Annotated in this window: 24 protein-coding genes; 8 read left to right on the plus strand and 16 right to left on the minus strand. The window is 47.2% G+C overall.

Features of this window, described 5'->3' with window-relative positions; genetic code table 11:
• Positions 1-93 precede the first annotated feature (93 nt).
• Positions 94-2,127 (minus strand): methionine--tRNA ligase, encoded by a 2,034-nt coding sequence (metG, locus tag OGV85_RS15030; protein WP_003027344.1) that lies wholly within the window; start codon positions 2,125-2,127, stop codon positions 94-96.
• Between the two features lie 164 nt (positions 2,128-2,291).
• Between metG and apbC the strand changes: the two genes are divergently transcribed.
• The 6 genes from apbC (at position 2,292) to OGV85_RS15060 (ending at position 8,990) form a co-directional block, all read left to right on the plus strand.
• Positions 2,292-3,401 carry an iron-sulfur cluster carrier protein ApbC gene (gene apbC / locus OGV85_RS15035; protein ID WP_003027343.1) on the plus strand — a complete coding sequence of 370 codons (1,110 nt, stop codon included), beginning with the start codon at positions 2,292-2,294 and terminating at the stop codon, positions 3,399-3,401.
• 264 nt (positions 3,402-3,665) lie between these two features.
• Positions 3,666-3,947: a DUF2574 family protein gene (locus tag OGV85_RS15040; RefSeq protein ID WP_032949634.1), complete on the plus strand. Its 282-nt coding sequence runs from the start codon at positions 3,666-3,668 to the stop codon at positions 3,945-3,947.
• 276 nt (positions 3,948-4,223) lie between these two features.
• Positions 4,224-4,775: a fimbrial protein gene (locus tag OGV85_RS15045; protein ID WP_072291337.1), complete on the plus strand. Its 552-nt coding sequence runs from the start codon at positions 4,224-4,226 to the stop codon at positions 4,773-4,775.
• Positions 4,776-4,827: 52 nt separating this feature from the next.
• Positions 4,828-5,511, plus strand: a complete 684-nt coding sequence (locus tag OGV85_RS15050) for a fimbria/pilus periplasmic chaperone (protein ID WP_061548547.1) — start codon at positions 4,828-4,830, stop codon at positions 5,509-5,511.
• A gap of 12 nt (positions 5,512-5,523) precedes the next feature.
• Positions 5,524-8,004: a fimbrial biogenesis outer membrane usher protein gene (locus OGV85_RS15055; RefSeq protein WP_061548548.1), complete on the plus strand. Its 2,481-nt coding sequence runs from the start codon at positions 5,524-5,526 to the stop codon at positions 8,002-8,004.
• Positions 8,005-8,012: 8 nt separating this feature from the next.
• Positions 8,013-8,990, plus strand: a complete 978-nt coding sequence (locus tag OGV85_RS15060) for a fimbrial protein (RefSeq protein ID WP_181522754.1) — start codon at positions 8,013-8,015, stop codon at positions 8,988-8,990.
• Between the two features lie 71 nt (positions 8,991-9,061).
• On the opposite strand, the gene OGV85_RS15065 is transcribed toward OGV85_RS15060, so the two are convergent.
• The 4 genes from OGV85_RS15065 to OGV85_RS15080 all read right to left on the minus strand — a co-directional run bounded on the left by OGV85_RS15065 (position 9,062) and on the right by OGV85_RS15080 (position 12,776).
• Complete coding sequence (locus OGV85_RS15065) at positions 9,062-9,394, minus strand: RcnB family protein (protein ID WP_153983721.1); 333 nt, start codon at positions 9,392-9,394, stop codon at positions 9,062-9,064.
• Positions 9,395-9,645: 251 nt separating this feature from the next.
• Complete coding sequence (locus OGV85_RS15070) at positions 9,646-10,575, minus strand: alpha/beta hydrolase (RefSeq protein WP_003027336.1); 930 nt, start codon at positions 10,573-10,575, stop codon at positions 9,646-9,648.
• Between the two features lie 21 nt (positions 10,576-10,596).
• Positions 10,597-12,111: an alkaline phosphatase D family protein gene (locus tag OGV85_RS15075; RefSeq protein ID WP_003027333.1), complete on the minus strand. Its 1,515-nt coding sequence runs from the start codon at positions 12,109-12,111 to the stop codon at positions 10,597-10,599.
• On the minus strand, positions 12,111-12,776 hold the full coding sequence (locus OGV85_RS15080) for an SLATT domain-containing protein (protein WP_181522755.1): 666 nt from the start codon (positions 12,774-12,776) through the stop codon (positions 12,111-12,113). Before OGV85_RS15080 ends, OGV85_RS15075 begins: the two co-directional genes overlap by 1 nt.
• Positions 12,777-13,303: 527 nt before the next feature.
• Between OGV85_RS15080 and OGV85_RS15085 the strand changes: the two genes are divergently transcribed.
• Positions 13,304-14,131: an RES family NAD+ phosphorylase gene (locus tag OGV85_RS15085; RefSeq protein WP_094762035.1), complete on the plus strand. Its 828-nt coding sequence runs from the start codon at positions 13,304-13,306 to the stop codon at positions 14,129-14,131.
• 102 nt (positions 14,132-14,233) lie between these two features.
• The gene (locus OGV85_RS15090) at positions 14,234-15,109 is read left to right on the plus strand and encodes a TFIIB-type zinc ribbon-containing protein (protein ID WP_094762014.1); all 876 of its coding nucleotides are present in this window, start codon (positions 14,234-14,236) and stop codon (positions 15,107-15,109) included.
• A gap of 265 nt (positions 15,110-15,374) precedes the next feature.
• On the opposite strand, the gene OGV85_RS15095 is transcribed toward OGV85_RS15090, so the two are convergent.
• The 11 genes from OGV85_RS15095 to OGV85_RS15145 form a co-directional block, all read right to left on the minus strand.
• Positions 15,375-16,601: a site-specific integrase gene (locus tag OGV85_RS15095; protein ID WP_128361332.1), complete on the minus strand. Its 1,227-nt coding sequence runs from the start codon at positions 16,599-16,601 to the stop codon at positions 15,375-15,377.
• Between the two features lie 317 nt (positions 16,602-16,918).
• Positions 16,919-17,107 (minus strand): hypothetical protein, encoded by a 189-nt coding sequence (locus OGV85_RS15100; RefSeq protein WP_128361331.1) that lies wholly within the window; start codon positions 17,105-17,107, stop codon positions 16,919-16,921.
• Positions 17,104-17,814, minus strand: a complete 711-nt coding sequence (locus OGV85_RS15105; RefSeq protein ID WP_094762017.1) for a phage baseplate protein — start codon at positions 17,812-17,814, stop codon at positions 17,104-17,106. The genes OGV85_RS15100 and OGV85_RS15105 overlap by 4 nt, the downstream gene beginning before the upstream one ends.
• A gap of 38 nt (positions 17,815-17,852) precedes the next feature.
• Complete coding sequence (locus OGV85_RS15110; RefSeq protein WP_254922078.1) at positions 17,853-17,987, minus strand: hypothetical protein; 135 nt, start codon at positions 17,985-17,987, stop codon at positions 17,853-17,855.
• A gap of 24 nt (positions 17,988-18,011) precedes the next feature.
• A complete protein-coding gene (locus OGV85_RS15115; RefSeq protein WP_128361330.1) occupies positions 18,012-18,281 on the minus strand; it encodes a hypothetical protein in 270 nt (89 codons plus the stop codon).
• Complete coding sequence (locus OGV85_RS15120; protein WP_094762019.1) at positions 18,256-18,450, minus strand: hypothetical protein; 195 nt, start codon at positions 18,448-18,450, stop codon at positions 18,256-18,258. The genes OGV85_RS15115 and OGV85_RS15120 overlap by 26 nt, the downstream gene beginning before the upstream one ends.
• Positions 18,450-18,782, minus strand: a complete 333-nt coding sequence (locus tag OGV85_RS15125; RefSeq protein ID WP_128361329.1) for a hypothetical protein — start codon at positions 18,780-18,782, stop codon at positions 18,450-18,452. Before OGV85_RS15125 ends, OGV85_RS15120 begins: the two co-directional genes overlap by 1 nt.
• 158 nt (positions 18,783-18,940) lie before the next feature.
• A complete protein-coding gene (locus tag OGV85_RS15130) occupies positions 18,941-19,516 on the minus strand; it encodes a hypothetical protein (protein ID WP_128361328.1) in 576 nt (191 codons plus the stop codon).
• Positions 19,513-19,863: a hypothetical protein gene (locus tag OGV85_RS15135; protein ID WP_128361327.1), complete on the minus strand. Its 351-nt coding sequence runs from the start codon at positions 19,861-19,863 to the stop codon at positions 19,513-19,515. The genes OGV85_RS15130 and OGV85_RS15135 overlap by 4 nt, the downstream gene beginning before the upstream one ends.
• Positions 19,860-20,327 (minus strand): DUF5681 domain-containing protein, encoded by a 468-nt coding sequence (locus OGV85_RS15140; protein WP_094762023.1) that lies wholly within the window; start codon positions 20,325-20,327, stop codon positions 19,860-19,862. The genes OGV85_RS15135 and OGV85_RS15140 overlap by 4 nt, the downstream gene beginning before the upstream one ends.
• A 627-nt stretch (positions 20,328-20,954) precedes the next feature.
• A complete protein-coding gene (locus OGV85_RS15145) occupies positions 20,955-22,502 on the minus strand; it encodes a hypothetical protein (protein ID WP_128361326.1) in 1,548 nt (515 codons plus the stop codon).
• Positions 22,503-22,514 lie beyond the last annotated feature (12 nt).

Here is a 22,514-nt window from a genome sequence, read left to right on the forward strand (position 1 = left end):
AGCAGTCCGAAAATGGAGCAAGGGTTAAGATTAGAGGAAGCACTCACGTAGCAAAAAAAAAGCGCTGCGGTTGCAGCGCTTGAGATACTTGACTTACTTCACCTGTTGGCCCGGTTTTGCACCTTCATCCGGGCTTAACAGGAAGATATCTTTCCCGCCAGGACCTGCGGCCATTACCATCCCTTCAGAAATGCCGAAGCGCATCTTACGAGGAGCCAGGTTAGCAACCATAATGGTCTGGCGGCCAATCAGGGTTTGTGGATCCGGATACGCAGAACGAATACCAGAGAAGACGTTTCGTTTCTCACCACCGAGATCCAGCGTCAGACGCAGCAGTTTGTCGGAACCTTCCACGAATTCGGCGTTTTCAATCAGCGCTACGCGCAGGTCAACTTTGGCGAAATCGTCAAAGGTGATGGTTTCCTGAATCGGGTCATCCGCCAGCGGACCGGTTACTGGTGCGGCAGCGGCTTTCACTTCTTCTTTCGACGCTTCCACCAGCGCTTCAACTTGTTTCATGTCGATGCGATTGTACAGCGCTTTAAAGGTGTTGACCTTGTGACCGAGCAGTGGCTGCTCAATGGCATCCCAGCTCAGTTCGCAGTTAAGGAACGCTTCCACACGTTCAGCAAGCGTTGGCAGAACCGGCTTCAGGTAAGTCATCAGCACACGGAACAGGTTAATGCCCATGGAGCAAATTGCCTGCAGGTCGGCATCGCGGCCTTCCTGTTTAGCCACAACCCACGGTGCTTGTTCGTCAACGTAGCGGTTTGCCACGTCGGCCAACGCCATGATTTCACGAATAGCTTTACCAAATTCACGGCTTTCCCATGCTTCGCCGATCGCTGCTGCGGCGTCGGTGAAGGTTTTATACAGCGCCGGGTCGGCCAGCTCAGTCGCCAGAATGCCGTCAAAACGCTTAGCAATAAAGCCTGCATTACGGGATGCCAGGTTGACTACTTTATTGACGATATCGGCATTAACGCGCTGAACAAAGTCCTCCAGGTTCAGGTCGATGTCATCAATACGTGAAGATAGTTTCGCCGTGTAGTAATAGCGCAGACTGTCGGCATCGAAGTGCTTCAGCCAGGTGCTTGCCTTAATGAAGGTGCCACGAGATTTAGACATCTTCGCGCCGTTCACCGTCACATAACCGTGGACGAACAGGTTGGTTGGCTTACGGAAGTTACTGCCTTCCAGCATGGCAGGCCAGAACAGGCTGTGGAAGTAAACGATATCCTTACCGATGAAGTGATACAGCTCGGCGTCGGAATCTTTCTTCCAGTATTCATCAAAGCTGGTGGTGTCACCGCGCTTATCGCACAGGTTTTTGAATGAACCCATATAGCCAATTGGCGCGTCCAGCCAGACGTAGAAGTACTTGCCAGGCGCATTCGGGATTTCAAAACCGAAGTACGGGGAATCGCGGGAAATATCCCACTGTTGCAGGCCGGATTCGAACCATTCCTGCATTTTGTTGGCGACCTGCTCCTGTAACGCGCCGCTGCGCGTCCACGCCTGCAGCATTTCGCTGAATGACGGCAGATCAAAGAAGAAGTGTTCGGAGTCACGCATCACCGGCGTCGCGCCAGACACAACGGATTTCGGCTCGATAAGTTCGGTCGGGCTGTAGGTTGCGCCGCAGACTTCACAGTTATCGCCGTACTGATCCGGAGACTTACATTTCGGGCAGGTGCCTTTAACAAAACGATCCGGCAGGAACATGCCTTTTTCCGGATCGTAAAGCTGGGAGATTGTACGGTTCTTAATAAAACCGTTTTCCTTCAGGCGCGTGTAAATCAGCTCAGACAGCTCACGGTTCTCTTCGCTGTGCGTCGAGTGGTAGTTGTCATAGCTGATGTCAAAACCTGCAAAATCAGTCTGATGCTCCTGACTCATTTCACCGATCATCTGCTCTGGCGTGATCCCAAGCTGCTGTGCTTTCAGCATGATTGGCGTACCGTGTGCGTCGTCCGCGCAGATGAAGTTAACCTGGTGGCCGCGCATTCGCTGGTAACGGACCCAGACATCAGCCTGGATGTGCTCCAGCATATGGCCGAGGTGGATTGAGCCGTTGGCGTACGGCAGCGCGCACGTTACCAGAATTTTCTTCGCGACTTGAGTCATAGTGGGCAATTACTTCTTTTGTAGTGAAAAGGGCTTTGATAGTACCAAAATGGTAATTACTGCGCCAAGCGATAAGGGCATTTATCCGTAAATGAATAATTGTTGCGGTTGGAGTAAACTACCTGGTGACTATTGTATATTCAGAACAACAAAAAGGAGTCGGGATGAACGCACAATCCCAGGCCAAATCACCAGAGACCCTGCGCGCCATGGTTGCCGGGACGCTGGCGAATTTTCAGCATTCAACCCTGAAGCATAATCTGACGACGCTTAAAGCGTTGCACCACGTCGCCTGGATGGATGACACGTTGCACGTTGAGCTGGTCATGCCGTTCGTCTGGCATAGCGCGTTTGAGGACTTAAAAGAGCAATGTAGCGCCGATCTGCTGCGTATTACCGGCGCGAAAGCGATCGACTGGAAACTGTCGCATAACATCGCGACGCTGAAACGCGTGAAAAATCAGCCAGGTATTAATGGTGTGAAAAACATCATCGCCGTCAGTTCAGGTAAAGGTGGCGTGGGTAAATCTTCTACCGCCGTGAACCTGGCGCTGGCACTGGCTGCAGAAGGGGCGAAAGTGGGGATTCTGGACGCCGATATTTATGGTCCGTCTATCCCGACAATGCTTGGCGCGGAAAACCAGCGTCCAACCTCGCCAGATGGTACCCACATGGCGCCGATCATGTCTCATGGTCTGGCAACGAACTCCATTGGTTATCTGGTCACTGATGATAACGCGATGGTGTGGCGCGGCCCGATGGCCAGTAAAGCGCTGTTGCAGATGTTGCAGGAAACCTTATGGCCGGATCTTGATTATCTGGTACTGGATATGCCGCCGGGCACTGGTGACATCCAGTTGACACTGGCGCAGAACATTCCGGTAACGGGCGCGGTTGTTGTCACTACGCCGCAGGACATCGCGCTGATCGATGCGAAAAAAGGCATTGTGATGTTCGAAAAAGTCGAAGTGCCGGTATTGGGTATTGTTGAGAATATGAGTATGCATATTTGCAGCAATTGCGGTCACCATGAGCCAATCTTTGGCACCGGCGGCGCGCAGAAACTGGCCGAGCAGTACCACACCCAACTGCTGGGACAAATGCCGCTGCATATTTCGCTGCGTGAAGACCTAGATCGCGGTACGCCGACGGTTATCAGCCGTCCAGACAGCGAATTTACCGCCATTTACCGCGACCTTGCAGGGCGTGTGGCGGCACAGCTGTATTGGCAGGGAGAAGTTATTCCGGGCGAGATTGCTTTCCGCGCGGTGTAATTTATAGCGTTACAGATATTCACCGCATTAATGTATTATTGATGCGGTGAATATATTAAATTTAAAAATATTACGATATTGTTCATTCTGCGTTTATAATTCATGCCTTTTCCCGAATGAATCACCTCAATGCATCATTGCAATTGATCAAATCTATTTCATTAATCTACAATTTCAATTGGATTGAACAGCGCGTTTTGCCCATATTACGCTGACAGGCCATCTGCATGTTATTTGATGTTAACGACAGAGGTGACGATAAAAATGAAAATTAGCTCGCTGATGGGAACTATCATTCTGACTTATGGAATAAGTGCATCTGCGTTTGCTTCCGATACCGCGACCTTAACAATCAGTGGACGAGTAACCGAACCAACCTGTAGTACCGATGTTGTGAATAACAACGTGCAACAGCGGTGTGGCAAGACACTTCATTTTTCAACTGTTAACGATGTTGCTTCTTCACCTGCGCGCGGGGTGGTGACGGAAGTGGTTACTGTCCCTGGCGATACCACGCGACAGATCGTACTCAATCGCTACGATTAAAAAGAACGCCTTTATTAACCACATATCATTTTAATGAATGATATGTGGTTTTCTATGCATTGAATAAATTCTTCCTGGCAGTTAATTACATAGATTTATTAATTCTGAAATAATACAAATCCTGATTTATTTGTTGCATGTATATTGCGATTTGTAACTTGTTTTAAATCAATAAAACAACGTGTTTACATTGCGGCAACGTTTCAGCTGTGAGAATTTCTTTTCAAGAGATAACTGCTCTTAACAAATCGAAATTAATTCATTAGGGAAGATATTATGAAACGTTCAATTATTTCTGCTGCTGTTTTGTCTGTTGTATTTATGAGCGCTGGGGCTTTTGCTGCTGATGAAACAGGAACACTGACTATTAATGGTCATGTGGATAATAGCTCTTGTTATTTTAAAGACAAAAATAATAATAGCATAATTGAGTTACCCACTATTGATGCTTCCCGCTTTGCTAATTTGAGTACTGGGGGTACAGTTGGTGATGTAAAACATGATAGCTCAACGCCGATGATTATTGTCTGTCCAGCTAATACAACTTTAAAAACAGTCAGAATTACGGGTGCAAGTTTTACCTCTGGTGTACTTAATAAAACCTCGGGTGATGCTGAAGGAGTCGGTTTTAACTTAACACTAGGCAGTAAGCAGATTACTGACGTTGAGGAAAGCGACCTTTCAGGAGAACTGACTCCGAAAATAACAAGTGATGGAGTTGAATATACTTTAGATTTTGGCGCTAAATATGCTCGACTTGATACTAGTGTTCCGGTAACTGCAGGGAATTTATCATCAGTTTTAACTATTTCTGTTTCTGCTGACTAACCTTTCATGCCGGTGGCTTCACCGGCGATACCTTTAGAAGGACGAACGCGAAATGAAATGGATTCTAATTGCTTTTTTGATCGCATCTACGCAATCCGTCCATGCTGGTATTGTGATTTATGGTACTCGTATTATCTACCCGGCGGAAAAAAATGAAGTCCTGGTACAACTGATGAATCAGGGAGAACGGTCTTCACTGGTGCAATCATGGATTGATGACGGTGACACTTTGTTACCACCAGAAAAAATCCAGGTGCCGTTTTTACTGACCCCGCCAGTGGTAAAGGTTGCAGGCGATTCAGGTCAGCAGTTGAAAATCAAAAAAATGCCGAATTCGCTGCCTGGCAACAAAGAAAGTTTGTTTTTTCTCAATGTGCTGGATATTCCACCGAACAATCCTGACAGCGCAGGAAAGAATGTACTCAAGTTCGCGATGCAGAATAGGATTAAACTATTTTATCGGCCTAAAGGGGTCTCGCCAGTTAATAAGAATACGTTTCAAAAACTGTCCATGAAACGTAGTGGTAGTATTTACTCTATTAAGAATGATGCGGCTAACTGGATCACGATAACGGAAGTAAAAGCTAATAATGTCAAAATAAATAACGAAAGTATTATGCTTGCACCACTCTCCGGTGCAGATGTGGCATTAAAAAGTGTTAATGCCAATCAGTATAAAATGACCATTATTGACGACCACGGTAATTATATTAGCGATAACGTCAGCCTAAAATAACAGGAGCTGATTATGTTAAGGATGACTCCGATTGCTTCGGCGGTATTACTGTTGCTGCTCGGCATTGATGCTCATGCCGCAGAAGAAACGTTTGATACAAACTTTATGATGGGTGGAATGAAGGGCGAGAAAGTTTCCGATTTCCGCCTCGATGATAATCAACCGTTACCGGGACAATATGACATTGATATCTATGTCAATAAACAGTGGCGCGGAAAATATGAGGTTACTGTTAAAGATAATCCAGATGATACCTGCTTATCACGAGATGTTTTAACTCGTCTGGGAATAAATACGCAAGCTTTGGACAAGAAAAATGAATGCCCAACGCTAAAGCAGGCGGTACAGGGGGGGAGTTTTGCCTGGAATATCGGCACGTTTCGTCTGGATCTTAGCGTTCCGCAGGCGTTTGTCGATGAACTTGAACAGGGTTATGTCCCTCCGGAAAACTGGGATCGTGGCATTAATGCTTTTTACACATCGTATTACGCCAGCCAGTATTACAGTGACTATAAGGATTCTGGTAACAGTAAAAGTACCTATGCGCGTTTTACCAGCGGATTAAACCTGCTGGGCTGGCATTTGCATTCAGACGCCAGTTATAACAAAACCGATGACAGCAGCGGGGAGTGGAAAAGCAACACGTTATATCTGGAACGTAGCATACCGCAAATTCTCGGCACGCTACGTGCCGGGGATATGTATACCTCATCGGATATTTTTGATGCGGTGCGTTTTCGCGGCGTACGGTTGTATCGCGATATGCAGATGCTGCCAAACTCAAAGCAGAATTTTACGCCGCTAGTGCAGGGGATTGCGCAGAGTAACGCACTGGTCACCATCGAACAGAACGGCTTTATCGTTTATCAAAAAGAAGTGCCGCCAGGCCCGTTCTCTATTGCCGATTTACAGCTTGCGGGCGGCGGCGCGGATCTTGACGTTAGCATTAAAGAGGCTGACGGATCGATTACGACCTATCTTGTGCCGTACGCAGCGGTGCCCAATATGTTGCAGCCTGGGGTTTCAAAATATGATTTTGCCGCTGGGCGTAGCCATATCGAAGGTGCCAGTAATCAGACCGACTTTGCGCAACTGAGCTACCAATACGGGCTGAATAATCTGTTAACGCTGTATGGCGGTACCATGCTGGCAGATAACTACAATGCGTTTACGCTTGGTACTGGCTGGAATACGCGTATCGGCGCGATTTCTGTCGATGCGACACAGTCCCACAGTAAGCAGGATAACGGAGATGTGTTTGACGGGCAGAGTTATCAGATTGCTTATAACAAGTATTTGACACAAACTGCCACCCGTTTTGGCCTGGCGGCGTATCGCTACTCTTCCAAAGACTACCGCACGTTTAACGATCACGTCTGGGCAAATAACAAAAACAGCTACCATCGTGATGAAAACGATGTATATGACATTGCGGATTATTACCAGAACGATTTTGGTCGGAAAAACAGCTTTTCGGCTAACGTCAGCCAGTCTTTGCCGCAAGGTTGGGGCTCTGTATCTTTGAGTACGCTGTGGCGAGACTACTGGGGTCGAAGTGGCAGTAGCAAAGATTATCAGCTGAGCTATTCCAATAGCTGGCAACGGATTAGCTATACCTTTTCAGCCAGTCAGACCTATGACGAGGATCATCACGAAGATAAGTGTTTTAACGTCTTTATCTCTATTCCGTTCGACTGGGGGGATGATATTAGCGCTCCGCGTCGACATTTGTATGTGTCTAACTCGACCACCTTTGATAATGATGGTTTTACGTCAAACAATACCGGGATTTCAGGCACCGCAGGCAGTCGCGATCAGTTTAACTATGGGGTAAATCTCAGTCATCAACGGCAGGACAGTGAGACAACGGCTGGCGGTAATCTAACGTGGAATGCGCCGGTCGCCACGCTTAACGGTAGCTACAGTCAGTCTTCTAAATACACACAAACTGGCGGCAGTATTTCAGGTGGTCTGGTAGCCTGGTCTGGTGGCGTGAATTTAGCCAACCGACTGTCGGAAACGTTTGCCGTGATGCATGCGCCGGGTCTGGAAGGGGCGTATGTGAACGGGCAGAAATACCGTACCACCAACCGCAATGGCGTGGTGGTCTACGACGGTTTAACGCCATATCGTGAAAACCACCTGATGCTGGATGTTTCCAACACCAATAGTGAAACCTACCTGCAAGGCAACCGCCGCAGCACCGCCCCGTACCGCGGAGCGGTAGTGCTGGCAACGTTTGATACCGACCAACGTAAACCCTGGTATATCCGGGCGCAGCGCCCTGATGGTTCACCGCTGACGTTTGGTTACGAAGTAGAGGATATTCATGGACACAATATCGGCGTGGTAGGCCAGGGAAGCCAGCTCTTTATTCGCACTAATGAAGTGCCCCCGGAAATAAAAGTGGCGGTCGATAAACAACAGGGACTTTCATGCTCAATCATTTTCGGCAAAACGATTGATGAAAGTAAAGTTTATATTTGTCGGTGAGGTGGTAGATGAAAAAATATCTTATAATATTAATCATGTTATTTCCTATGATGGCTTATGCAACTTGCAATGGTTCACAAAAAAATAGTAATAATATTAGTGTTACCTTAACAGATGGAGCGAGTTCTCAAAACTTCAATACGAACTTCGATGGAAATTTCACTTGTTATTTATCTTCTGATAAAATTCATGTGATCAATGCGTTACAAAATTACATAGTTGAATTATATGATATTTCAGGTGAGAAACCAATCTACATAAAGTTAAATGCATTTGTTGAAGGTAATTTTCCGATAGATACGCCAAGTTCATCCCTAACCGGAAGGCAATATTCGGCGGTAAGTTTATTTAATACAAAAAATATTGTACTTAAGATGGAGTATGTCGACGCTCCTGGTAATGTAAATCTGAGGTCTTCAAATATGAATACCTTTACTATTTCTGATGCGATTATATTTTCATCAAATTCTAGCTGCGGTTGGCCAAATATTTATGCATGCTTTGGGCTTAATGCTTCATTTGCACAAAGTATAACCTTTAATGTAACGCACCAACCTACAACGTGTAAATTCCTACAGTCTGATTATTCTATTACATTACCTAACATTTCTATAAATGATTTACAGGCAGGTAGATATGGAGGAAATGTTTCTGATACATTAAAGCTAGAATGTAATGGTGTGTATAGTGTAGCAACAAACCCGGTAACACTTAAAATTTCTTCTGGCGATTGGTCGGATGATGGACTTACACTAAAAAATACTTTACCTGGTGGGGCGCTAGGTGTGGGGTTTAATATCTACAGTGGTTCAGATACTAGTATCCCCCTAAAAAATGGCTCTGTTTTAAAAAGAATAAAAAAGATGGGGGCGCTTTATAAATATCATGATTTTATAGTTAGTGCCAGGTATGCACGAATTAATGGTGAGTCATTACGAACAGGGAAAGTGCAAAGCAAGGTTGTTTTTACTATTGCATATGATTGATTTTTTTTATAAAAAATAGAACACGAATTGCCCATTGGACAGTACGTGTTCTTCATTTTAATTAAATACCTTCACCGATGATAAAAAATCTCGCCGTCGTAGGCTTTAATGATTTTAGCATCGGCATCATTGACCAGCACATACGCGCCGCCCATGTAGGTCCAGTGGGTGCCTGCCGTCGGCGCGGGCAGATTGCGTAGATTCCACTGTTTAATGGTGTATTCTTCGGTGAGATACAGTGGTGGAACCTTGTCACCGGGTTTGAAATGGGTGAAGTCAGCAATAAAGCTGCTCAGTTCATACTTATCGATACCGGTGGGGGCAGCTGTTGCGGTTGGCGCGGCCCAGACTACGCTGCTTGCAAGCAGAAGTGCACCCAGCAACATTTTCTTCTTCATACCCATCCTCTCTACCTGTTCGGGTCATCAAAATCAGTCATGTATCATTCCTGGCATAAGGGATATCTGACAAGATTTATTTTGTTAGTACTCCACTAATTTCGTAAAAAGTGTAAATGAAAGTATGCTGGCCGTCATCCCGGTGAGGTCTGAATTTAATTATGATGTAAATACAAGGATGCTGTTGTGTGGGTTTGTAGCCGGGTGAGTTCGTGAGTAAGCAACTCACCGTAGCAGAGAGTTAGCCTGAAAAGGCATCAAAGATAGATTGTATCTGGTCCACCGCCATGAATAATAATCGAAATAATCTGCTGAACCACCTTTCCGGGCGCGGTTTCTTTGTTTGCTATATCGGTATAGTAGCTATGACCAAAAAAATTATCGCTTTTCTGATTTACTGCCCGGCAATTCACAGCGGTCACATTGGTTAATCTCGAATAATGCGCAGGTCCGTATGCCCCTAAACGATAGTATCGATCGCCGCGAATTGTTTTGCTGGTATAAAGCGCGCGGTCATCCGGTGCAAAATAGACCACAACTTTTTCACTTTTCTCACAGATCAAATCACCCGGTTTGCCTGGTTCAAGCGAATCATCTTCGATATCAGCGGCAACCAGAAAAGAATTTTTGAAGAAAGGCACATTTATCCGTTTGGGTGTAAGAGTGCTCCATTCCTGCAACGCGCAGGAAAGCACATAATTTCCCATTGAGTGCGCCAGGATATGGATCCCCTTACACTGCTTCATTGCCGGTTTTGTTAATCCATCATACAGCCTCATCACTACGCGTGAGAATGCTGCGCGACTGGCTGAGGCGGAGCCTCGATCGTCCCAGTAACGTGTAAAAATACCTGCATTCTTTTCACATGGCCAGATTAATGGAATAACAAGGATCTTGTTGTCGCCCAGGGTGTTGCATAAGCCCTGTAAGATGCGGGCAGAATTGAGTACATCCTGAGGTTGATTGGAGAAACCATGCAGCAAAAAAAGCAAGTGGGCGTGCGGAGCACGTCGGAGTTCAGCTATCAGGTTATCACTACCTATTTCAGTAATGTGTCCTGTCGGTTCGTTGTGCTGGCAAAAGTACATTGAAGGTGAGGGGGTGTTATCAGTCATATTGAAACGGAATTCACGACCAATTTCGGTAATGACAGAACCCTCGGGTACCCTGTTTGTGATAAAAAGCATACTCACCTCATCTGACATTAATTAAGGTTTATATCCAGCTGGATGAATAACACGTGTAATCAGCTGGTCGCTAAATTCGACGTGCCAGTTGGCCCATAGACGGGAACTGTCATCAGGTTCAATAGAAAGCCAGTTTCTTTCTCCAATTAAATAGTGTCCTTTTGACGTCAGCGGTATCATTTGCGCAGTAATACCACTTTCAATTGTTTCGATTTCTCGGGAATTATTTTCCAGTAAGTAACGAACAAATGCAGATGGGGCAGGATGAACGACACCGGTGGAAATGAGCTGATTGATATTGTTGGAAAAACTGCTGTCAGGATAACGAGTTGATTCTATAACGGCGCTGGCCCCAACATGAACATCGCCCGATACTATAGTGACACGCGTTTTTTTCTGCCGGGTATAATCTAACAAACGATGAATAAACCGTTTGCGTTCCCCCATATGGGCCTCACTACGCCAGTGATCGCGCAGGTCGTCTTCTAGCTCCGCCTGACCCGGTAACATGTTTAATAGTGCTTCCAGCTTATTCAAATTCTGATAAGCAACAGGAATGCTGGATTGTATGATCAAATGACCATCCTCAGGTATTTTATCCAGGTATTGATAAAATATTTTCCAGTTAGCTTCTGACATTATTTGCATCGGTTGAGGCGACCTCTCTTTACGCAGATCGGCAACCATTAATGACAATTCTCCCATTTTCAGATAGCCAAGGCTGTAATTAGTGATGTTCGGGATCGAGGCAGGGTGCACAGTTATATCATCAGCAGGAATTTGCAACTGGAATATACGGAAGTACTTTTCAGCTACACGGAATATTCCCTGATAGACATCACTATTATGTCGTTCGAAAGGATACGATCCCCAGCCATCCATAATATCATGATCATCCCACATCATGATTGTTGGGATACAACTGAGCGCTGAGCGGATCTCATTATTACTGAAATTTTTGAGATATATTTTAAAAAACAGAAAATCAACTTCATCATGCATGGTCTGTGTAAAAGGCGTTTTCCAGCGAGAACTCCCCCATTGGTTGCTCCAGTCCTCCAGCGTTGCAGAATCATGCCAAATACTATCACTATAGATTTGATCTCCACCCATTAATAAAATATTGAAGTTTTTCTTCTGATGCTCATTATTAATATCTCTCCACCGATTGTATTTATCTTCAACATCTTTCATTACCCGGGCGCTGGAAAAACCGTTGCAGGAGACATAAGCCAGATTAGGCGTTGTATTTTTAGCTGGAATAGAAAACTGGAACTGCTCAGTACCGATTTGGTAGGTGACAGTTTGTGGCTTAGTCGTTAATGGTATGGAAAAGTCATATCTAACGGCATCGTACTGTGGTGACGCTAAAGGAACTGAAGCAATGGTTGTAATATTATCAACGGTACCTGATGAGAGGGTCGCCTCATTCGCTGGAGGGGAAGCATTTTTGCGCACAAGGACGAGCGCAGAAATAGTCCATTTGGTACCTGTTGTTTTGCGCAAGTTCAGAATTGGGCCGAATTCAATGCTCATTATTCACTCCATTTTTTGGGTTTTGCAAAGAAGGTTGTTTTGGCGACTGTTTGGGGTTTTCGTGCTTCTTCTGCTTTTGATCTTTCATTCACCATGGCGCGTAACTGGCTGAGGCCATCACCGAATTCAGTCGCCCATTCAGTCATTTCCTGCTTTTGTATTTCCAGTACCTCTGTAATAAATGCGCTTGCTAGTGAGATTCGTTGTTTAAGCTGTTCGCCATTGATTTTGTTGTCTTCGAGATTAATGCTCATCCATTCGAGTAAAAATCGTTGATAACATGCTTCGATGCTCATTACAGCGGAAATATACCTTACCCAACCGGATGTCCAACCAAAGACTTTATCGGCTGTAAATAAAATAGCGGCTAACATATACAGGCCAATAGCTAGTTGTGAGTAAAATACTTTTACTTCCGCTGAGTTAGTTGTTTTGTTGAGCAAGCAAAACTGAGTAAATGTCGCGGAGACTATTAGAACAAAAATGATAATTAACATGATAAATGATGCAAAACGTTTCCTGGCACTGTGTGTCCAGTACCATTGGCAGGTACTCAGCGTCGACTGCTGGAGGAAATAATATATCGCGGTAGATTTGGTATAGAAATCAGCGTGACCCAGAACCACTATTTTATCTAATTCTTTTAAAAAGTTTTTGGATATCATACGTGCCTCCTTATATAATATATAGAGGATGTTGTTAAAGTATGATCTGCTCTTTATTTTCCCAATATGATAATTTTTCATTATTTTTAGACCTGTTTATGAGAAAACTATGAAATAACTTATTGGTACAATAAGCCGGAGTAAAATGCTGCCATGTAATGAGAATGCAGTGGGAATAAAGGGTCATTTACAATTGTTGTTAAGCGACGTATGCTTGTCACAGGACGATATTCAGTAAAATACTTAAATATCGTTTCAACGACTCGGGGTGCCCTTCCTTGTGAAGGCTGAGAAATACCCGTACCACCTGATCTGGGGGATGTCAGAGCCAGTATTGTCGGCATCCTTCGTCGTAAGACACCCAGAAAAGCACCCATCTTTGATTACAACCGGTAAACACACTTTTTTGCACCAGCTCATTGAAAAGTAGATTGGAAACGTTAGCCTGTGCATAGGGCGCAAGTATGGGAACAAGCCAGCATGAAGCGCACAGCTATGCACAGGATTAAGAAGTAATGGGGATGTACATGGATAATAAATTAAAAGTGATTGAGATAAATAGTCTTGATCGATTTCGTAATGATTTGCTAAGCACAGTTGAACCGGAAGAAGTAGAAAAGTTGTTAAGCTGGTATCTTGAATCGTTTGGGGGTATTAACTTTAAGTTTGGCTATGATAGGCAAATTTTTCGGGCAAGGAAATGTTTAACTGAACACGGGTATAATAATATCAGTGAGATATATCCTCCGCCGTTAGATAAATGCAAAACAGGTCGAATGAATGAAGAAGGGCAGGCAATTTTCTATGGCGCATTTAATCCAGGTACCGCCCTTGCTGAAATTAATGCCCGAGAAGGGGATTATGTTCATTTAGCGCATTTTCAGTTACCGGAAAAGTCAGAACACGGAATGCGATGTTTTGCTATAGGTGAAATTTACAATAGCTATCATGGGGTTACTACTATTTCACCAGGCGTTTCTAATGAAATACGTGACGCCATTGGCAGAATTGGTAAAGATGATATCCGTGCTCTATTGTCATATTTGTATATGGATGCTTTTTCGGCAGAACTATTAAACAGCACTAATGCGCATGAGGTAAATTATGTTTACTCAAGAATTTTTTGTCGTCTTCTTTTGGGTAAACACCCAGACGTTGACGGTTTAATATACCCTAGTGCTAAAGTGAAAGGGACATCAAACATCGTATTACGCCCCGAATCCGTTAATTCTAAAATAAAATTGGTCGCTAACGTTGTTTTTAAAATCAACAAAATTTATCCGTATGGATTAGTTGATTTTGATTTGGTCAAAATTGCTAAGGGGCATACTGTAGATGGGAGTATTGTTTGGTAAATCTTGCTAGTGCTTAGAATCGTAACCCTGTATGTATTCAGGGATTACATCACTATGCGATGATGTGTTTTCATGATTAGTATATTGTTAAAGGGAATGTAAATGACACCTGAATATAGAATTGATGCAGAGAAAAGAATTACTGATTATTTAAAGTCACAAGATGTCGAAAATATAAAGTATATGCAGGTCGAGCAGACATTTGATGATTTAGGTTTTGAAGTTAATATTTGGAATGTTAAAACGAAAAATGATGGTAATTGGTGGGTTGCTGAAGGTGAAAATGTTCCTTTAAATTTATACACTCAAGATGAATATTTCTTTTCTGCCGATGAAGCGTACTCTTTTCATCTAGGCATAACACAAAGACTGCAAGCAAGGCATCATGATAATTTCAAACATGTCATTGATGAATTGCCTTTAGATATAGATATGCTGCGTTCCATCAGTCGTAGGCTAAATGCCTCCGCCATTGCATTGAATGATATTAACGCACCTGAAGACATACAAAGTATTGGGCTGACATGCAGAGAAAGCATGGTTGAGCTTGCCGCTCATCTTTATAAAACCCATGAAGATATCTTGAAGAAAGAAAATATTAAGGCTGCTGATTTTAAAAATATCTGCCGTATTATCATTGGATTATACGCCGCAGGGAAACGTAATTCGAGTCTTAGGAAGTACTGCCGATCGACGATCGAATCTGCATGGGATTTATCAGCGGAAACAGTACACTCTTCAAATAAAAATATTCCCGATGCAAAAATTTGCCTTTTACTTACCTGTACTGCTGTTTCATTAATTCAAAATTTATTCCTTAAGTTCATTGGTTTTGATAACGAAATAAAATGCCCTAACTGTCATAGCTTAAATAGTGAAATTTACGAGTCTGAAGAAGACAGCCAACTGCATGTAGTATGTGGAGAGTGCGGGGAAGTAGTACAAGTAATTTCAGAAGAAACAGAGGAACAACCATAGAATCTTTTGTGACTTCTAAAAAGTAATAAGCCCGCCTAAAGCGGGCTATCGTCGTTAATGGTTTGCGAATGACTGTTCACGCCGTTAATACGTGGTGCATGTTTCCGCGCCGGTGCCGTCTGTGTGGCATCGCTTCGTGATCTTGCCGTATTTGCCAGTGCATACCGTGTCGCCCGCCGAGTTAATCCGGCAACGTTCTGTTGTTTCGGCGAACGCGGATACCGTGAACACTGCCAGGACTACCGCTAAAAATAAACGTGCCATATTAAAAGCCCTCCGCTTTGCTTATTGCTTCACTACACCACGCATCCCAACGTTGCCAACCGTCGACAACTGCGGCGCTCTGCATATCGATGCGTAACTTCTGGTACGTGGTCGATGTTGTATCGGCGTTCTGCGGCGTATGCGCCAGCATCAGATCGACAGTTTCACGGTCTAACTTACATTCAGTGCGCAGCAATTCAGCCCACGACCGGCGCAGGTCGTGCACGGTGCACGGTACGACTACCGGTTCGCCGTTCTCGTCTTCGTAACTTGCCATCACGTTCAACCGGTTTAATACCAGGTTCGGTGTTGTCGCGCCGACTTCCCATAAGCGCCCGATCTCGTTGGTGGAACGCGCCAGCACCGCGTGCAGGTTACTAAGGATCGGCACTTCCTGCGGCTTGCCGTTCTTCGTGCGCTTGCCAGGGATGACCCAAATGTCGCCGCGCAGTTCCTGCCGTGCCATCTCCGTGGCTTCACGCTTACGCCGACCTGTCAGCATAATGACCCGCAGCGCGTTACCGGCATCGTTGTCGGGTAGCTGGTTGAACAGTTCGCGGAATTGTCCCGCCGTTAAGGTGGCCTGTCGTGGTTCCGTCTTCGGTGGTAATTGGTTCTTATCGATGCTGGCCTTCAGCGTTTGCGGTACGGCGATCGGCTCGTCTTGTTCGTTGGCTATACCGTGTTTGAAGCCGTAAGCGAACATGCGCGGGATAAAGCGCGCACCACGGCTTAAGGCATTGGCCTGAACTTTGCCATCACGCTCAATCATACCGGCGCGCACGTTATTAACGATTTCCACAATGCGCCGGTAGTTCATTTCGACCGCTACCAGGTTGCCGCATACCGGCGACCAGTGCTTACGCCATAGGCGGGAAAGGTCGACCGCTGCGCCTGGCGTCCCTTCGGCGTCGATCCACTTGTTGAACAGCGTGTCCATTGTCCACCGTGGGCGCTCGTCAGCCGGTTTTACTTCGTTGCGTAGCACTTGTGCCACTAGTTCGCCGTAAAGCTCGCAGGCGGTCGCGTAGGCCGTTTTTGAGTTGCCCACGGTGTGACGCTTGCCGCCGTGTCTGAAAAACCACGTTAGCACTTCGCTACCGGCTGGCGTGACGCGTTTAAGCAGGTACAGCCCGCCAGCGGGCGCGATGGTTTTCACCGGCTGCGTGACGGACTTTTTACCTTCAGGGATCCGCAGTCGTGCGACATCGCGGTCGTTTTTAATCATGGCGCTGTACCCCGCAGAACGGTTGGCATACAGGGAAGGGCGTTTGCTTGTAATGGACGACATCCAGCGCAGGCGGTAAAGTATCGATCAGTTTCACAGATGCTTACCTCATTTGTGAGATTAGAAGACGCCGTTACTGTTGACGCAGTAGCGGCGTTTTTGCGTTTAAGTGGCAACCACTTAAAAACGTGTAATGAGTATATGATGCACATTGGCAAAGCATCAACGATGTAGATGCATTGAACAGTCATAATTAAACTGTAAGCACTAAAAAACCCGCTGATGCGGGCTGAATTACTGGCGGGACCGGTCGCGAATTATTGCGGGGCCGGCGTTCCATATCCGCCGATGATCATTGCGTCGCTATCCTCGTGGAATTGCAGCACCACGGCGACACCTGCGCGCACCATATCGGCGATCACGATTGCGCTTGCACCTGCCCGGACAAGCTCGCCGAGTGTGGCGGGACCAGTGTTAAGGCGTGCGGCGATTTGTTCGACGTTCATTTGTGATACCCCGTTTTTTCACCTGACATCGCGAGCAACGCCGACCGGTGACGCTGGATGGGCTTCGGTACGTTTGGATCGTCCGCTTTCATAACTTTGCCGGTGGATTTACCCGCGTCGACCTTCGAACCTGCGCGGGTCTTTGTGGCGTTGTCGCTTTGCGCACCTGGTTTACCGATGCCCTCTGGTACTGTTCCAGTTTGCGTCGACACAATGTTGATTTGACGGAAGACCAGATCCACGACCAGCGCATCGCCGTTCTCCGCGCTGCGCACGATAGAAACGTCCGCAAGCCCCATGTTTTCGTAGACTTCATAACGCGTCGTCACGGTTACAGGGATCTTAAGTTCCGACAGCGCCTTCAGTTGGTTGTATGCGTCCTGCGTGCGCTTGCGTCCGTTTAAAAAGCGGTCGGTAAAGTTGACCAGTTCGTCAACCAGGCCGCTGATGGGCGTGTTACTGATAAAGCCGGTTAACGTCAGTTCGCGCGGGTTCGGCTTAATGTTGTCGCTGATGTTGACGCTTTCTTCGACAGGAAATTCAGTAATAGTGTTCGACCAGTGATGCTGTTCGTTGTCCACACAGTCAAACGTCATGGAAGCAAGGTTCGTCCCATCGATACGGAACACGGTGTCGGACGTGTCGTTAAACAGGAAATTAACGGGCGACCACTTACGATCCCCCAGGTATTGCGTTAAGTCAGCCATAAGCGATTGTCACTTTATTGGTGAAAGAAAAAGCCGCCTTAATTGGCGGCTTCGTTGGTGTTTGTTGCAGCGGCTGCGGCGCGCTGCCGTTCTTCTCGCCGTTTCATTGCAAGGCGAATAGTGCGGGCGATCTCTGCGCGGCTGCGGCGGTAAATGTAGCGTCGTGCTGTCATGGTGGTTAGTCTCCGTGTGACTGTTTAAGCGCGGGTTAGGCGTTGCAATGCTTCGGCTAACATCATTTTTTCGACGCCGTCGACGTAGCTGTCTTCTTCTTCGTCGCTGGTAAAGTTGCGGTAGCCGACTTTATCAATGAATAAATCATTCATGCGGTCGTCCAGCTTGTCGGCATCCATTGCCAGGGCTTCATGTACGCCGTTAGCCAGCAAAATGATCAGGTTGCGGCGCTGGCGTAGTTCGTTTTCGTTGACCATGTTCAGCGCCTTAAGCCAGTTTGTTTTTGTTGGCATACGCCGCGACCCATCCGTCTACTTCGTCGGTGCGCACTTCGGGATGGTGCTGCGCCATATAGCCAGCGAAGGCCATCTCGACGTGGGTGACACTTGCGCCGGTGTATTTATGCGGCTGGCCTGCGCTGTTCAGGATGTGGCGTTTCACTTCTACGCTGTTCTTTTGCATCAGTTTGATTCCTTCTGTTTCAGTTCAATGTGACTCAGGCCGATCAGTTCGCCGTATTCATTACGCGGCATACCGGCGCTTACTTTGATGCCTCGCCGTTCTGAAGCGCGGCGAAACTCTTTAATCAGGGCATCGGGTGCGTTGCAAAGGCGGAATTTTTGACCCTCTGCGACTTTATCCGCGAACCAGCGCGCCAGTTGTGCGCAGGCTGGCGAACGTCCAGGAGGCGGCAAGACGGAACAGTCAACGATGCTGCGGATCTCGATCTCCGTTTCGTTGCTGCTGCCTGCGTCCAGTGTTACGACAGTTACGGTTTTTTTGGGTGTAATCATTGGTTGGATTCCGGCGGATTGAGCGACCCTACTCACGCATCGGGGTGCGCTTTCGGGTCAAGGGTGTTTCATGATCAACGTTGACGAGAATCAACAAGGGACAAGTTACGGACAATTTAGGGACAAGTAAAGGCAAAAAATCGATCAATATCAATAGCTTAAATCCCGTAACGTGGTAAGCGGTCGCCGCTTGAAGCAACGTGTGACGCGGCGGCGTTGACTTCGTGTGGTAAAACACTGCGGCGTAATTCTTTCGAAATAATATCGATCAGGAACGGCAGGGCATCCGCCATTGGTTCGCGTTCGCCGTCGTGATAAACCACCGTCAGGCGTTTGCCGGTGCCTTCAGCGGTTATGATCGTGCGTAGGACGTCCGCCACGGTGCGATCGGCGGTGTCGGTGCGTGGTTGTACAGGTAAACCGCGTAAAGGCGCTACGGCGTGTTTGTTGCCGCCTGCGCCGGATTCGCTACGCCCTTTCACGATCTGCCGTTTTCCGGTTGTCTTGCGGCCTTCTACCGCTTCCCACGTTGCATCGGCCTGTAAGCCCGCCTGACGGTACGCGGCAGGATCCGCCGGTGTTTCATCCATGCCAGCCATTGAAGCCCGTACGCGGGCGCGCAGGGCGTCTAATTGCCGATGACGCACCGCAGCCGCTGCGCGTTCTTCGCGTTCCTGCCTGGTTAGTCCGTTGTGCGTTTTGGTTGGGTGCGGTTGGTTGGTGTTAATGATCATGCGCCGGTGTCCTCCTTGTGCTGGCGGACGACCATTTCGCCGAATGACCAGGATGGCGCGCCGAACTCTTCCGCGTCAGCCTTCTGGTGCTGCATAAATTCACGCTTCAGGTCGTGATCTGCATATCCGGCGATCATGACTTCCCACGGCAGGAAGAACGCTTCCCAATCGCGGCCTAACACGTCGACCGGATCGCCGATATAGAATTTAAATTCGCGCAACGCTTCGACGAACTGCGGATGCGTGTTCCATGTTGGCTTACCGCTGGCAAGATCTCGCTCCGCGTTCGCCGCTGCCAGGCGTTGACGGACGTTCTTAAGGCGTGCTGCTGTCGTTCCTGTTCTCATTTGCTTAACGCCTCCAGCGCGCGTCGTTCCGCTTCAGCGGCGCGAATATCGGAAAGGCGCTGCACGCAATCAAGCGCGAATTTAATGCTGTCCGGGTTAGCGCCGGTGAATAACTGCTCGACAAGGCGTTCCGTCAGACCGTCCAGATCGCTTAAGTCGACCGCGTCCATGTTGATTGGATCGATCGACGGCTTCGGCATATGCGACAGCAATGCTTTAAACACGGTTTCCGCCTTCGCGCTGGATGCCCGCTTGCCGATATCTTTAAGCAGGCCGGAAGCGTCCAGCGGCGCATCGGGGTGTTCTGCGTTGTGGTCGGCGACCCATAGCCGGATCATGCGGTCGAAGTTCATGCGACCCGCCGGTCTGCCCGCCGGATTACCCGACTGGCCTTTCTGGAATTGAGTTTTAGCCCGACCTTTAGCGGTTGACTGTTTAACAGGTTGTTTCGGCGCGCGTGGCATCGTTGTGAGTCCTTTTTTGCAGTGGTTTACGCCGTCAAGCGTACGATGGCCATCGCGGATGCCTGAAATTTGTATTTGACCTGTTAATGACCTGTTCGACCTGTTCGAAAAAGCGGAACAGGTGATGCCGGTTTTTACGGTGTCGAAGTGATGTATATGGTGAGTGACAACCGCTTATGTCGTATGCAACGGGGTACAAAGATGGCTTAAAATGTTGTCCCCTCTTAAACCCGCGTGGTTACAGGGTTTCAAGTAATGAGGGTACAAAGGGGGACAATAAGCCGTACCCCTTCAAAGCTAGACGTGACGGGGGTTTGAAAGGTAAAGGGGACAAAAAACGATTCTAAAAGGATAATAATATTTTTGAACACATTAAAACTACTGAATTAAAATACAGTGGTTTTTGGGTTTTTATATAAAAAATAATAAAATTATATAAATATTGTACCCTTTACCCATCCAGACCGCGCCAGTAGCGGGCTGTAAGGGGGACAGCGCGTTTGTACCCCATGTCCCCCGTAATCGCTGAGAGCCGTGCCAGTAGCGGGCTACAAGGGGGACAGCTACGGGGTACAAGATTTTGCGAAACCAATAAAAAACCCGCCGAAGCGGGCTTTATTACATAAATTATGCTCGCCGTAACAAGCGAATGTTTAAACCGTTTCTGATCTCCGCGCATTCAATGACGCGTTGTCGTTCCAGTGCAGCGATCGCAAGCGCGAGCGGATCTTTATAGCCGTTAATGCGCGCACGTTCTGCCGCTTCTGCAAAAACACTACGGCGCATAATCTGCTTATTTATCGCCGAAAACTTAACGCCTACCGGCGAATGCTTAATTACGTCAATTACACGTTGCTGTAACGCGGTCTGGATGTCTTCAATTTCGTTTTGCTGCGACAGTCTGGTGACGTCTTCGATGTTACGCATTACAAGTGCAAAGGCATATTTAACGTGTTCGTCGGTGACTTCCCCTTCGTCGGTAGCCAGCAACGACGCGATAGAAATTACTCGTTCATAAGCACGGCGATACAGCGCACCAACGATCGGCGCGTTACGGCGGTCGTCGTCTTCCAGGTATTCGAAGATAGTTTTTAAAAAAGCGCGCGTATTGGGCTGCACTTTTAACGACCTGCCATACGTCGTTAAATCACGAACACGATCGGCAAGTGCATCTGCGACAGTGCTGTCGACGTTTATTTCGTCTGCACGTGATCGCGCTGCTTCGTCGCCGCAGTGAAACAACAAGCCACGACCGATCAGGCCGCTTGCAATGTTGCCGTAGTCGATTACTTTTTCGAAATTACCTGGCGTGCTGCTTAACATTAAACAGACGAGCGGATCTTTAATGCCAGTGTCGACAATAGTTTGTTGCACGTCCAGCGTCGCTAATTGCTTCACCAGTCCCGTGCGTGCTTTGTGCAGGTCTTTATTGCTTTCGTCTGCGTCGATCTGCTTATCGATGCGCTCAAGACGTTTAACGGCCTTTTCGCGCGCCGTGTTGATCAGTGCGTTCACTTCGCGTTTATGCGTACCCGACAGCGTGTACAGTTTCGCCGTAGCCATTGCCAGGATAAGCGGGCCAATAGATTTAGTGTACTGAGAAGAACCTTTGTCGTTAATGCTGCCGATCAGGTCGTGGGCTTCGTCAACGACGTACAGCGCTTTTCCATCGGCGTCCAGGGCGTTCATTATCATGTCTTTGTCAGTACGCGGACGGTTAAACAGGTGCGCCGTTTTACTGATACGTAGCAACACGTCGCTGATAAAACTTTGTGCCGCGTCTTTACCGGCTGCGGATTCGGCGATCGTGATCGTGATAATGTTCATCTTTGCGCCGTTAAGCGATTTGCGCTTACCGATCCCTGCGGCGATAGCCATTAGCTGAAGCGCTGCCGGAATTGCCGCCCATCGTAACGGTCGCATGTTACGTGCTTCGATAGCGTCGACAATTTCGCCCGCCAGCCCTGGCGGGTTCATCAGATCGACAGATCGCCAGTTGGCGACGTCTAAACGGTAGCTGTTACCGGCTACTTTTTTGCCCGCAACGACAGCGGCACAGTGCGCTTCAGCTTCGGCGATTGCTTCTTCCAGGCTGCGATCGCTTTCTTCTTTCAGGCGGTTGTCATTTGTCCCGTTATTCGGTACAATTTTTAAAGCTGGTTTAGCACGCGGCATACAGGCCCCTTG

It is taken from the genome of Citrobacter sp. Cf132 (genome assembly GCF_030333885.1).
Classification (GTDB): domain Bacteria; phylum Pseudomonadota; class Gammaproteobacteria; order Enterobacterales; family Enterobacteriaceae; genus Citrobacter; species Citrobacter freundii.